11 protein-coding genes are annotated in these 12,932 nt (G+C 63.7%); 4 read left to right on the forward strand and 7 right to left on the reverse strand.

What is annotated here, in order from left to right; translation table 11 throughout:
• Positions 1 to 10: 10 nt before the first annotated feature.
• From Q1W70_RS05560 to Q1W70_RS05570, 3 genes are read right to left on the reverse strand one after another with little or no spacing between them, the layout of a single operon-like run.
• A complete protein-coding gene (locus Q1W70_RS05560; RefSeq protein ID WP_095077709.1) occupies positions 11 to 211 on the reverse strand; it encodes a DUF1656 domain-containing protein in 201 nt (66 codons plus the stop codon).
• Positions 201 to 2,378 (reverse strand): FUSC family protein, encoded by a 2,178-nt coding sequence (locus Q1W70_RS05565; protein WP_302098673.1) that lies wholly within the window; start codon positions 2,376 to 2,378, stop codon positions 201 to 203. The genes Q1W70_RS05560 and Q1W70_RS05565 overlap by 11 nt, the downstream gene beginning before the upstream one ends.
• A 9-nt stretch (positions 2,379 to 2,387) precedes the next feature.
• The gene (locus Q1W70_RS05570; RefSeq protein WP_302098674.1) at positions 2,388 to 3,899 is read right to left on the reverse strand and encodes an efflux transporter outer membrane subunit; all 1,512 of its coding nucleotides are present in this window, start codon (positions 3,897 to 3,899) and stop codon (positions 2,388 to 2,390) included.
• A gap of 180 nt (positions 3,900 to 4,079) precedes the next feature.
• On the opposite strand from Q1W70_RS05570, the gene Q1W70_RS05575 reads away from it, so the two are divergent.
• The 3 genes from Q1W70_RS05575 to Q1W70_RS05585 all read left to right on the forward strand — a co-directional run bounded on the left by Q1W70_RS05575 (position 4,080) and on the right by Q1W70_RS05585 (position 6,844).
• Positions 4,080 to 5,048 carry a LysR family transcriptional regulator gene (locus tag Q1W70_RS05575; RefSeq protein ID WP_166588696.1) on the forward strand — a complete coding sequence of 323 codons (969 nt, stop codon included), beginning with the start codon at positions 4,080 to 4,082 and terminating at the stop codon, positions 5,046 to 5,048.
• Between the two features lie 98 nt (positions 5,049 to 5,146).
• Entirely contained in the window at positions 5,147 to 6,121 is a 975-nt protein-coding gene (locus Q1W70_RS05580; RefSeq protein WP_185818572.1) for a 2-hydroxyacid dehydrogenase, read from the forward strand.
• 213 nt (positions 6,122 to 6,334) lie between these two features.
• The gene (locus tag Q1W70_RS05585; protein WP_166588698.1) at positions 6,335 to 6,844 is read left to right on the forward strand and encodes a DUF2165 domain-containing protein; all 510 of its coding nucleotides are present in this window, start codon (positions 6,335 to 6,337) and stop codon (positions 6,842 to 6,844) included.
• A gap of 13 nt (positions 6,845 to 6,857) precedes the next feature.
• On the opposite strand, the gene Q1W70_RS05590 is transcribed toward Q1W70_RS05585, so the two are convergent.
• A complete protein-coding gene (locus tag Q1W70_RS05590; protein WP_302098675.1) occupies positions 6,858 to 7,760 on the reverse strand; it encodes a DMT family transporter in 903 nt (300 codons plus the stop codon).
• A 137-nt stretch (positions 7,761 to 7,897) separates the two neighbouring features.
• On the opposite strand from Q1W70_RS05590, the gene Q1W70_RS05595 reads away from it, so the two are divergent.
• Positions 7,898 to 8,773 carry an AraC family transcriptional regulator gene (locus Q1W70_RS05595; protein ID WP_265537190.1) on the forward strand — a complete coding sequence of 292 codons (876 nt, stop codon included), beginning with the start codon at positions 7,898 to 7,900 and terminating at the stop codon, positions 8,771 to 8,773.
• 8 nt (positions 8,774 to 8,781) lie between these two features.
• On the opposite strand, the gene Q1W70_RS05600 is transcribed toward Q1W70_RS05595, so the two are convergent.
• The 3 genes from Q1W70_RS05600 to Q1W70_RS05610 all read right to left on the reverse strand — a co-directional run bounded on the left by Q1W70_RS05600 (position 8,782) and on the right by Q1W70_RS05610 (position 12,922).
• Positions 8,782 to 11,214 carry a TonB-dependent siderophore receptor gene (locus Q1W70_RS05600; RefSeq protein ID WP_302098676.1) on the reverse strand — a complete coding sequence of 811 codons (2,433 nt, stop codon included), beginning with the start codon at positions 11,212 to 11,214 and terminating at the stop codon, positions 8,782 to 8,784.
• A 152-nt stretch (positions 11,215 to 11,366) separates the two neighbouring features.
• Positions 11,367 to 12,353 carry a FecR family protein gene (locus tag Q1W70_RS05605; protein ID WP_166588702.1) on the reverse strand — a complete coding sequence of 329 codons (987 nt, stop codon included), beginning with the start codon at positions 12,351 to 12,353 and terminating at the stop codon, positions 11,367 to 11,369.
• Positions 12,350 to 12,922 (reverse strand): RNA polymerase sigma factor, encoded by a 573-nt coding sequence (locus tag Q1W70_RS05610; protein ID WP_166588703.1) that lies wholly within the window; start codon positions 12,920 to 12,922, stop codon positions 12,350 to 12,352. Before Q1W70_RS05610 ends, Q1W70_RS05605 begins: the two co-directional genes overlap by 4 nt.
• Positions 12,923 to 12,932 lie beyond the last annotated feature (10 nt).

Genomic DNA, 12,932 nt, shown 5'->3' on the forward strand with positions numbered 1-12,932 from the left:
CGAAGCGGTCTCACTGGTAGACAGTCAGCGCCAGGGCGCCGAACAAGCAAATGAACAGGCTCAGGCGCAGCAGCGCCGGATGCCAGAAAAAACGGTACAGGTCGAACCCGGACAGAAACCGGTCCAGCGCCCAGGCCAGTGCCGCGGCGATGAAAAACATCAGGGTCATGGTCGGCATGTAGACGCCATGGAAAGCGATTTCACGGGGCATGGTCAGGTCCTTGCAGGGCGGCCAGCGGCGATTGCGGGTCGAGCAGCGAAGTGCGGATGAAATGCAGGTAGCTCTTCACCCGGCGCAGGGGCGAGGTATCGAAGTGCGGGGCGAAGGGTTCGTCGCTGGCCTGGACCCGGCTGATGGCATGGTCGACGGCCACCAGCGCGCGCTCCAGGTTGCTCTGCCCCGGTTGCAGGAACAGCCGCACCAGGGCGCGCCCCATGACCCGGATCGCCTGGCGCCAGGGTTGCGCTTCGGCATAGGCCGGGTGCACCGGCAGGATCGCCTGCTCCTTGCGCAATTCGATGATCGCGTGGCCGACTTCCAGCACCACGAACATCCAGCGCAGCAGATTCCGTTGCACCTGGGGCTGCCCGACCGCCAGGCCGTATGCCTGGTGCAGCAAATCCCGGGTGCTGCTTTCGAAACTCGACGCCAGGCCCTTGAGCTTGCCGCTGATGGCATACACCACTTGCCCGCGCAGGTCCTGCTCCAGGCGGCGCCACAACCAGCGGCTGTTGGGCGGCAGAATGATCGCCCCGGCGGCCGCGCACACCAGCATGCCCATGACCATGGCGATGTAGTCGTTGATGAAGGTGTAGGGGTTGTAGATCGTCAGGTTGTCCGGCACCGAGCCGGTGCTGAAGAAGATCAGCAAGCCCAGGCCAACCCCGGCGTATTGCGGGCGTGAAGAGAGGAACGAACCGAGCACGATCACCGGCGCCAGCATCACGCACAGCAGGGGGAAACCGTCGATCCAGGGGAAGATGAAAAACATTTCGACGAAGCCGATCAACGCCCCCAGCAACGTGCCGCAGGCCATCTGGAAGGCCATGCGCTTGGGGTTCGGCGTCGCGGCGGAAAGACCCACCGTGGCGGCCGCGATCAAGGTCATGGTGGCGCCGCTCGGCCAGGCCGTGGCGACCCAGTAGCTGCCCAGCACCAACAGAATGAACGCGGCCCGGATCCCCGAGGCCGCCGAGGCCAGCCAGTTGGTTTTCGGGGTGTAGGGCTCATCCCATTGCTCGCGTTCGTGGCGGTGATCGGCCAGCGAGGCGTGGGTCTGGGCGTAACTGTGCAACTCATCGACAAAGCGATAGAGCAGCTCATAGGCGGTGTGAAAATCCAGTTGGTCGGCGTCGCTTGGCGCGCTTTCCTGGAAGCTGGCGCGCAGGCTGCGTACCCGCGCCCTCAGGCCGTCCTTGTAGTCCGCCAGGTGCATCGCCAGGCGTGCCGCGTCGGCATGGGTCAGGGCCCGGCCAGAGAAGCCGTCGAGCAGTTCGGCCAGGTCCAGCAAGCCAGGCTTGATCGCCGCGATCACCTGGTCGGCGCCACTGCCGCGCAGGCGTTCGAGCAACTGGTGCAGGGCATTGAAGCGGGTGGTGATGCCCATGAACTCGCTGTTCAGGCGGCTGAGCCGGCCGTTGCGCCGACGCATGTGCGGGTCTTCGAACACCGTGACGCTGCGCAGTCCTTCCAGGCCCACGGCTTCGGCGATAAAGCCAACGTTGCGCCGCTCAAAACTGTCGGCCTGACTGCGCCCGCGCAGGCCATCGGTGACGAACAGGGCGAACACCCCGAAACGCTGGTACAAGGCATTGCGCATCGCCGCGCTGGCGGTTTGCGGGAGGATCGCGGCGCTGACCAGGGTCGCGCAGAGAATGCCCAGGGAGATTTCCAGCACCCGCCACACCGCCGCCATGAACGCCCCTTCGGGGTGCGCCAGGGCAGGCAGGCCGACCATCGCCGCGGTGTAGCCGGCGAGCACAAACCCGTAGGCGCGGAAGTTGCGATAACGCGCCGCACCCGCCGAACAGATCCCGACCCAGATCGCCAGAGCGCCGAGAAACAGCTCGGTGTTCTGCGCGAACAAGGCGATCAACGCGACCATCACTGCCGAACCCGCCAGGGTCCCGAGGAAGCGGTAGAAGCTCTTGGCGAACACCTGGCCGCTCTGCGGTTGCATGACAATGAACACGGTGATCATCGCCGTGCGCGGTTGCGGCAACTCCAGGCGCATGGCCAGCCACAGGGTCAGGAACGCGGCGATCAACACTTTGAAGATGTACACCCAGGTCACGCCGTCGCTGCGTGCCCAGTCGAAAAAACCACGGCGCCAGTCAAGGGCATACAGCCAGCGCAGCGGTGCAGGCAAGGGAGTCATGGTGTCCTGTCAGTGGTCGAGGGCAGAAAGAATGGCCGGGGTGGGCGGTGCCTGCAGCTGGTGCTCGGCGGGCCTGTCGGCGCCGGCACCGAGGCCGCCCCCCAGGGCGGTGACCAGTTCGGCGTGGGCACTCAGGCGCGCGGCCTGGACCTGCTGCTGCACCTGTTGCTGGCGCAACAGCAGGGTTTGCGCGTTGAGCACGTTGAGGTAGTCGGTCAGGCCGCGCTGGTAGGCGATCATCGCGATGTCGTAGGTTTTCTGCGCGGCCGCCACCGACTCGGTAGCGAAGGCTTGCTGCTTGTCCATGGACTCCCGACGGATCAACTGATCGGAAATGCCCTTGAGGGCATTGACCAGGGTCTGGTTGTACTTGGCCACGGCCAGGTCATAGCCGGCCGCGGCCTCGCCCAGCTCCGCCCGCAGGCGCCCACCGTCAAAGATCGGCAGGGAGATCGCCGGGCCCACGCTGTAGTTGAGTTTCTTGCCGGTCAGGAACTCCAGCGCCCCACCGCCGGTGGCCATGTAGCCGAGGCTGCCGACCAGGTCGACGTTGGGGTAGAAACCGGCGTGCGCTACTTCAATGCCGCGCGCCTGGGCCGCCACCTGCCAGCGGCTGGCCACCACGTCCGGACGTTGTCCGAGCAATTGCGCCGGCAGCGCCGACGGCAGTTTCAACGCCGTCCCCAGGGCCAGGGTCGGACGCTGCAGACGCGCGCCCTCCCCCGGGCCCTTGCCGGCCAAGGCCGCGAGCTGGTTGCGGCTCAGGGCGATGCTTTCGTCCAGGGCGTCCAGTTGGCGATGGGTCTCGGGCAACGGGGTCTGCGCCTGGCTGACTTCAAAATGGGTGCCGATGCCGCCGTCCAGGCGCTTTTGCGCCAGATCGACAATCTGTTGTTGCTGGGCCAGGGTCGCCGCAATGATGTCGCGCTGGGCGTAATGCAGGGACAGCTGGATGTAGGCCCGCACCACGTTGTTCTGCAGTTCGAGCTGGGCCATGCGCGCTTCGGCGGCGCTCATGTGGGCCAGGTCGACGGCTCGCTCGCTGGCATTGCTTTCGCGCCCCCACAGGTCCAGCGCGTAGCTGAAGCCCAGTGCGGCGTTGTTGTCCCAGGTGGTGGTGTTGGCCAATTCGCCCGGGCCGTAGAACTGATCGGTGGGCCAGTTGTGGCGCTTGAGGGTGCTGTCGGCGTTGACCTGCAACGACTCGGCGGATTCCACCACCCCGGCCATGGCCCGGGCCTGGCGCACTCGCGCCGCGGCCATGGCCATGCTCGGGCTACCCTGCAGGGCGAGATCGACCCAGGCATTGAGCTGCGGATCGCCATAGGCCTGCCACCACTTGGCGCTGGGCCAGTGCGCATTCTGGGTCGCGCTCTGGATGGCGACGTCTGTGGCCAATGTATTGGCATCGAGTGCCTTGCCTTGTGGGGCAATACCTCCGGTTCCGATGCAGCCGCTGATTGCTAACGATAAAGCCCAGACACTGAGAGTCTTCAACTCTCTGTTGATGCGACGCGGCACTGCTGCAAATTCCTGAGGAGGGGGTGATTTCCAATCGGCGCAATTCTAGGGCTGGGCCTGGGCGGCGATAAGCTGGGAATCTTGTGAATCTTTGTTACCGTTAGCGAGATAATCCCTTGGTTGAATGCCTGAACCTTGTAACTTCGTGTCACAATTTGCCATCTCCCTTGAGAGCACCCCATGGACACTTTGCAAAACATGCGCGCCTTCAGCTGTGTCGCCGAGGCCGGCAGTTTCACCGCCGCCGCTGTGCAGCTTGATACCACTACAGCCAATGTCTCGCGCGCGGTCTCCAACCTTGAGGCCCACCTGCAAACCCGCCTGCTCAACCGCACCACCCGGCGCATTGCCCTGACCGAAGCCGGCAAACGCTATTTGCTGCGCTGCGAGCAGATCCTGGCTTATGTCGAAGAAGCCGAGGCCGAAGCCAGCGACGCTCATGCGCGGCCGGCCGGGCAACTGAAAGTGCACACCATGACCGGGATCGGCCAGCACTTCGTGATCGACGCCATTGCGCGCTACCGCAAGACCCATCCCGACGTGACCTTCGACCTGACCCTGGCCAACCGCGTGCCGGACCTGCTGGACGAGGGCTACGACGTGTCCATCGTGCTCGCCAGCGAATTGCCAGACTCCGGTTTCGTCTCCCAGCGCCTGGGCATCACCTACAGCATCGTCTGTGCGTCACCGGCCTACGTCAAAGCCAACGGCTGCGCCCACAAGCCCAGCGACCTGCTGAACCACGCCTGCCTGCGCCTGGTGAGCCCGGTGATTCCCCTGGAAAAATGGCTGTTCGACGGCCCTGAAGGCCAGGAAATGGTCACCATCAACAGCTCGCCGTTCCTGGTGAACTCCGCCGACGCGATGAAAACCGCGATCACCAGCGGCATGGGGGTGGGCGTGCTGCCGGTGTACGCGGCGATTGAAGGGTTGCGCAACGGCACGCTGGTGCGAGTGATGCCCAACTACCGCTCCCAGGAGCTGAACCTGTACGCCATCTACCCGTCGCGCCAGTACCTGGACGCCAAGATCAAGACCTGGGTGGAATACCTGCGGGGCTCGCTGCCGGAAATCCTCGCGGCCCACCAGGCGGAACTGACGGCGTATGAGCTCAGTGGCAGTCTGGGTGGGGCGCGGCTCAGCACCTGATGACGCGAGCAGGCGCAGCGCTGCTCGGGGCTCGCCTAGACCCCGGCAAGAATGATAGCTTGCTTGGCATTCTCCCCCGCCTGACGAGCCTTCCTGCGATGAAAAAGACTGTCCTTGCCTTCAGCCGTGTCTCGCCTGCCATGGTCGAGTCCCTGCAACAAGACTTCAACGTGATCGTGCCCAACCCCAAGCAGGGTGATATCAGCGCCCAATTCAACGAAGCCCTGCCCCACGCCCACGGCCTGATCGGCGTCGGGCGCAAGCTGGGTCGGGCGCAACTGGAAAACGCCGGGCAGTTGCAAGTGGTCTCCAGTGTGTCGGTGGGCTACGACAACTATGACCTGGACTACTTCAACGAACGCGGGATCATGCTCACCAACACCCCGGATGTGCTGACCGAAAGCACCGCCGACCTGGCCTTTGCCCTGCTGATGAGCAGCGCTCGGCGGGTAGCCGAACTGGACGCCTGGACCAAGGCCGGACAATGGCAGGCCACTGTCGGCGCACCGCTGTTCGGTTGTGATGTACACGGCAAGACCCTGGGCATTGTCGGCATGGGCAACATCGGCGCGGCCATCGCCCGGCGCGGTCGCCTGGGCTTCAACATGCCGATCCTGTACAGCGGCAACAGCCGCAAGAACGCGCTGGAACAGGTGCTGGGCGCGCAGTTTCGCAGCCTCGACCAATTGCTGGCCGAAGCCGACTTCGTCTGCCTGGTGGTGCCGCTCAGCGACAAGACCCGACATTTGATCAGCCATCGCGAACTGGGCCTGATGAAGTCCAGCGCGATTCTGGTGAATATTTCCCGCGGCCCGGTGGTCGATGAGGCCGCACTGATCGAGGCCCTGCAGGACAACCGGATCCGCGGTGCGGGGCTGGACGTCTATGAAAAGGAACCGCTGGCGCAGTCGCCTCTGTTTGCCCTGAAAAACGCGGTGACCTTGCCGCACATCGGCTCCGCCACTCACGAAACCCGCGAGGCCATGGCCAACCGCGCCCTGGCCAATTTGCGCAGCGCCTTGCTGGGCGAACGGCCGCAAGACCTGGTCAACCCGCAGGTGTGGCAAGGATGATGGACTGGCGGCACGCCACTGGGCACGTGCCGCCCACTTCATGGGCAATACGCGGATGAGTTAGATCCGCCACTACAACTAACTGACTGCCATACAACATCAAGCGACAAAAGTTGCAACTTCGGCTCGCGACAAACTTTCGCGCGCGCGTTATAAACTTCGATCAATACAAAACAGCGCATTAAACGCGGCTCACACTCGGAGATAGCGCGCATGATAAAACTCACCACCACTTGTGCGATTCGGCGCAGCAAAGTACTCGTTGTACTAATGGCCGGCGTATTCGGGATATTTACCCTTGTCAATAACTACACCGACTATACGGCCTACTATGAATACATTGGCGACATCCTCAGCATGAGCACCACCGAAGGCAACGAATCACGACGCTACAGGGCGGTAAAGTCAAAGTTATTCCATCATCGTTTCTACTGGACGATCATCACCCTGGAAACCATCTTTACGTTATGTTGCCTGGTCGGAACCTACCAACTTTACCGAAAACTCACTGCCAGCCATAAGGAGTTCCGCGGAGCAAAAAAGATGGCCGTCGTCGGATTGACCACGGCCATTACTGTTTACTACGTCATGTACATCATCATTCTCAACGAATGGTTCGACATGGAATACTCCACTAACCGAAACGCTTTCGATTGGGCCCGTAGTAACCTCGAGTATATGTTCCCCGCGTTAATCTACCTGACGCTGGAGAATGAGAACTAACACTCTGCCCTCCTCACGCCAGACCCGCTTTGGCCGGGTTAATACGCGCAGCGGGTTTGCGAAACACCAGCAGGTTGCCCAGCATGACCAACACCAACCCGGCCAGGGCCGGCGCGGTCCACTGATAACCTTCGACGAACGCCGAGACGTTCAACGCCACCACCGGAAACAACACGGTGCAGTAAGCGGCACGCTCCGGTCCCATGCGCCCGACCAGCGTCAGGTAAGCGGTGAAGCCGATCACCGAACCCGGAATGACCAGGTACAGCAGCGACCCGATGTAGCGGCTATTCCATTCCATGTCGAAGGGAATGCCCTGGACCAGGCAGTACAGCGACAGCATTGCCGCCCCATAGGCCATGCCCCAGGCGTTGGTGGTCAGGGGCTTGAGGCCGGCTTTCTGTTGCAGGCTGGAGAGCATGTTGCCCGCCGAAAAACACAGCGTGCCAAGCAACGCCAGGCCCAGCCCCAGCAGCGTCTGCGGGCTGGCAGTGTGACCTGCCAGTTCCGGCCAGAACAGCAGCCCCAACCCGCCCAGGCCCAGCGCCCCGCCCATCAGTACGTTGCGGGCGATTTTCTGGCCGAAGAACACCCGTGCATTCAAGGCATTCCATAGCGTCGCCGTGGAGAACACCACGGCGACCAGGCCGCTGGGGATCCACTGGCTGGCATAGAGGAAGCACATGAAGTTGATGCAGAACAGGCACAGGCCCTGGGCCACGCAGATCAGGTGCCCGCGCCGGCTCATCACCTGCAGCTTGCGACTGAGCAGCAGAATCACAAACAACACCAGGGCGGCCAGGCCAAAACGATAGACAATCGACACCGGTATGGCCACGACCCCCAATTGCAGTTTCAAGGCAATCCAGGTGGTGCCCCAGATCAGCACAGTCAGCAGGTATAGCGAGAGGTTCATGACGGCAACTCCTGAAGATGGCCTCCAGTCTGTGCCGCCGTCGCATGGCGCGCTTGCATAAACTTGCGCTTTTGTCCGGTGCCGGGCTGGCACGCACAGGCCGACGGAGTAGGATGCAAGGCGTTGGAGAAACGATCATGCCCGCACTGGAAACCCTGCAAGTCTTTCAAGCCCTCAACCGCTCGCCCCATGCTCGTCTCGAGCACAGCGCCGAGCTCGGTGACGGCATGGCTGCAGCCCTGTGGAGCAACTACCACGACGCCCAGGATTACCAGGCCCCGGGGCATCACACCCTGTCCTGCTACCTGGCCGGTGGTACCGGGACCTTCCGCCGCGAACAGCCCGGCACCACCGGCGGCCCGAACAAACTCTGCGTGCTGCCCGCCGAACATCAGTCAGCCTGGGTGATCAACGGTGAAATCCGCCTGGCCCACCTGTATTTCAGCCAAGAGCAGTTCGCCCTCGGCTGCGTCACCCTGCTCGACCGCGAACCCCGTGCGCTGCACCTGCGCGAAGGCACCTTTCTCGACGACCCGTTGCAGGCCCGACGCTTTCACCAACTGATCGCCTTGAACTGGGATGAACCCGGCGAGCGCCTGCTGACCAGCAGCCTGGCCCACGAAATGCTCAGCCACACCCTGCTCAACCAAGTTGGCCTGCGTCAGGGGCTGCGACTCAAGGGCGGTCTGGCCGCCTATCAGCGACGCCTGCTGGTGGAGTACATCGACAGTCATCTGGAGCAGTCCATCAGCCTTGGCCAACTGGCGGCCCTGTGTGCGCTGTCGGAGTACCACTTCGCCCGGATGTTCCGTGAAAGCTTCGGCCTGCCACCCCATCAATACCTGCTGGCCCGCCGCCTGGCCCAGGCCCGGTATCTGCTGCGCAGCACCCGGCACCCCTTGGGCGAGATTGCCCTGGCCTGCGGTTTTGCCAGCGCCAGCCACTTCACCAACCGCTTCCGCCAGGCCATGCACGGCACGCCCGGCGACTACCGCCAGGCGTTCCAGGCTTAGCGCATCACTCAGAATTCGAGCGTGCTGGACAACGACACCTGGCGCGAATCACCCATCGAGACAAAAAAGCGGCTGGCCGCCGAGGTGTAGTAGGTGCGGTCGAAGAGGTTCTTCACGTTGAGCTGGAACTTGACCTTCTGCCCGTCGAGCCGGGTGTCGTAGGTGGCGAAGGCGTCCGCCACGGTGTAGCCCGGCAGGTCAAAGTCGTTCACCGCATTACCCGCCCGTTCGCCGACATAGCGCGCGCCAGCGCCGACGCGCAGTTGATCGCCACCGATCAGGCTGCCGAAGTCGTAGACCGCCGACAGTGATCCGCTGTTGCGGGCCACATTCTGCAATTTTTTGCCCTGGTAGGTCGGGTCTTCGATGACCTCGGCATCGGTGTAGGCATAGCTGCCGATCAGGCTCCAGTGCTCGCTCAACTGCCCGCTCAGGTCCATTTCCAGTCCCCGGGAGCGAACCTCGCCCGCCGCACTGTAAATCGTCACCGGCCCCTCGGCGTTGGCCACCAGCACGTTGCGCTTCTTGATGTCGAACAGCGCGATATTGCCGGTGATGAGCCCCGGCAGAACGAGCTTGGCCCCCAGCTCCCAGGACTTGGCCTCTTCCGGCGCCACGCTGCCATCAAGCACTGTGCTGCTGCCACTGAGCGGGGCAATGGTGGAGTTGGGTTTGAAGGATTCGGTGTAGCTGCCGTAGAACGACAGCGCATCGCTGTAGCGATACACCAGGCCGGCGCGGGGTACCCACTTCTGGCCGTTGGTGTCGGTGTTGGCCTTGAACGGACGCCCCTTGCCGGCGTACTGGTCGTACTCCTGGAAGCGCCCCCCGGCGACGAGGATCCACTGTTCGTTGAGGTGAATCGAGTCCTGCAGGAACACCGAGTCGCTGCGCAGCAGGTCGGTCTGCGCGCTGTCCGCGGCGCTGACGGTGGTACCCGCCACTTCACGGCCATAGACCGGGTCGAGGTAGCTGAACGACGGGGCCTGGCTTTTCTGTCGGATCAGGTCGGCGCGGTAGATCTTGCGGTACTCGTCATCCACCCCCAGCACCAGGTCATGTTGCATGCCGGCCAGCTCGACCTGGCCCTGCAGGCTGACGGTGGTGAAGCGGTCGGTGCTGAGGGCGCCCTGGGTGCCGTCCATGTTGCGGGTCAGCGTGCCCTTCGCCGGGTCGATCGCGGTGATGCGGACCTGGCTGGCGTCGTAGGTTTCACGGTTCCAGCTGTAGCCGAAGTGGGCGCTCCAGTTGTCGTTGAGCTGGTGATCGGCTTCAACGCGATAGAGGTCCGAGCGCCCCTCCATGTGATTGAACGGCTCGTCGAGACGGCGCTGTGCCGGAATGTCCAGCGGGTGATTGGTCAGTGGGTCGATGGCCGTGCCACGATCGAATGGCGAGAGGAATTCGCGGTGCTCGTAGGCGAATTTCAACGTGGTGCTGTCGCCGTACCAGGCCAGGGACGGCGCGATCAGGCTCTCGCGGTGGGTGCCGAAATTGCGCCAGTAATCTTCGTCTTCGTGGTCCAGCACCAACCGATAGGCCAGGCCGGACTCCCCCAGTGCGCCGGTGCTGTCCAGGCTGGCGCCGCTGCCGTTCTTGCCGGCGCCGTAGCTTGAGCCGCGCGCGGTCAGGGCGTTGTAGGCCTGCACCTGGGGTTGCTTGCTGACCATGTTCACCACGCCGCCCGGGTCCTGGATTCCGTACAGCAAGGAGGCTGGTCCCTTCAGCACCTCGACCCGATCCACCGAAGCATTCAAACCACGGCCCTGCACGATCGGCATGCCATCGCGCATGATCGAACCGTTGCGGTTGTCACCAAACCCGCGGGTCATCACCGAGTCCTGGGTGCTGCCCAGGGTATTGCCCTGGGTGATGCCGCTGACATTGGCCAGGGCATCGTCGAGGTTACGCGGCGCCTGGTCACGCAGGACCTGGGCCGCGACCACGTTGATGGTCTGGGGGATTTCCTGCAGCGTGGCCGAGGAGCGCGCAATCGAGGTGGTCGCCGGCGGCTGGTAGCTCAGCGAGGCGTCCTGCACCGAGGTGATGGTGGTCGCCCCCAGGTTCAAGACGCCAGCACTGGGCATGGGTTCCAGGACCAGGGTATGACCATCGGTCTGGCGGAACGTCATTGCCGACCCGCTCAACAGCCGCTGCATGGCTTGCTCGGCACTCATCTGCCCACTGATGGCCGGCGCCGTCACGCCGTAGGGCGCTTCATCGGTGTAGACCACGCTGATGCCGGTCACCCGGCTGAAATCGCTCAGGGCCTGAGGCAAGGGTTTGGCGGCGATATCGAAGCGAAACTGGCCTGTGTGCTGCTCACTGGGCTGCGCGGCCTGGGCCACGTTCAGCGCTGACACTGCCACCACCGCCAGGACCGAGCCTGCGAACCACTGTTTGACCGAACCGCCTGCCACCGAACTTGCCCTGGACTTCATTGCTTGGACCCATGTGTAGTAACGCAACCGATGCGAACAATTCGCACTTTCATCACTACACGGATGGCGCTCGGGTTTACCTCACCTGATCCGCAAAAATATTTGCATACCCCGCCCTCTGCTACGGACGGCTACGGAAATCGTTTGGGCCTTCAGCGCAGGATGATCAGGTTGCCCAGGTGGTTCTGCTGAAAACCCAGCACCCCTTGCAACGACGCCAGGACGGCTTGCGGGTCGTGGCTGGGAAAGCTGCCACTGATGCGACGCGCGCCCAGCTCATCGTTGAGCAGGAGGATTCGCCCCGGGTAATAACGCCGCAGGTCCTGCACCACATCCGCCAAAGGCGCCTTGTAGTAATTCAGCCAGCCCTGGCGCCAGGCCAGTTGCGCCTGCGCATCGATCGCTTGCAGGGCACGGGCATGGCCGGCGCTGTAGGCCACTTGCTGGTCGGCGCCCAGCACCTGCTGCTCGGCACCTTTGGCCGGGGTGACGCCGACCCGTCCCGAGAGCACGCTGACCTGCGCGCCCATGGGTTGCAGGCGCACTTCGAACTGAGTGCCCAGGACCCGCGCCTCGCCTCGGTTGGCATCGACCACAAAGGGTTCGCCGGTGTGGCTCACGCTGAAAAACGCCGCCCCCCGGCGTACCTCGACGTGCCGCTCACCTCCGCTGAAATCCACGGCAATGGCGCTGTCGGCATCCAGGGTAATCACCGATTGATCGGCCAGGGTCACGCTGCGCACTTGCCCCGGCGCCGAGACATAGTCGGCGCCCAGGTCATCGAACCAGCGCGACGGCTGCCAGCCCGCGCCCATCGACACCATCAGCAGCAGGCTGGCGGCCAGCGCCAGCCCACCCGACCAGCGCCGCACGCTGGAACGCCGCGCGCGGTTCATTGCATTCAAGTAGCCCTGCAAGGCCAAGGCATCTTCATCGGCCAGGGTTCGGGCGGGCACTTCGCTGAGCTCCCAGATCACCTGGGCCTGGGCATAGGCCTCGGCGTGGGCAGGGTCGGCCTGCAGCCAATGGCTGAAGGTTGCTTGATCGCCACTGCTCGGCTGATCGTGCAGCAGGCTCAGCCAGGCCAGCGCGGCCTGTTCCTGAGCGGGCGTCGGCAGGACGCGAGTGTCGTGGTTCACGGGGCTTTCCCTGGCGGACGTGATTCGGGGTCCCGCAGACTGTCCTTGCAGGCTTGGAGCGCGCGCATCATATGTTTTTCCACGGCACTCTGGGACAAGCCCATGACCTTGGCAATGTCGGCGTACTTGCGGCCGTGGATGCGGTTGAGCAAAAAGATCTGCCGGGTGCGCTCGGGCAAACTGCGCAGCGCAGCCTCGACATGGCGCAAGTCATTGCCGGCTTCGAGTGCCGCTTGGGGCTCCACGCCAAGCGTGTCTTGTTGTTCCGGCAGCCAGCCTTCGCTCAGCCGGCCCCGGGCGTCTTCGCTGCGCAGGTGATCGATGGCGATGTTGCCGGCGCAGCGCAGCAAATACGTGCTGAGTTCCTCGACCTGCACCAACGGCCGCCGCCAGAACCGCAGGAACAGGTCCTGCACCAGGTCGGCCGCCGTCGCCCGACACCCCACCCGTCGACTGACCAAGGCCTCCATCTGCGAGCGCTGGGACAAGAACACCTGGAGAAAATGTGCGCGGCCGCTCGGGCTGTCACTGCCGTCGGCTTCCTGTGGTTCAGGGGGCATGCTGATCATCCGGCTCGAC

The organism is Pseudomonas kielensis (assembly GCF_030505375.1).
GTDB classification, from domain to species: domain Bacteria; phylum Pseudomonadota; class Gammaproteobacteria; order Pseudomonadales; family Pseudomonadaceae; genus Aquipseudomonas; species Aquipseudomonas kielensis.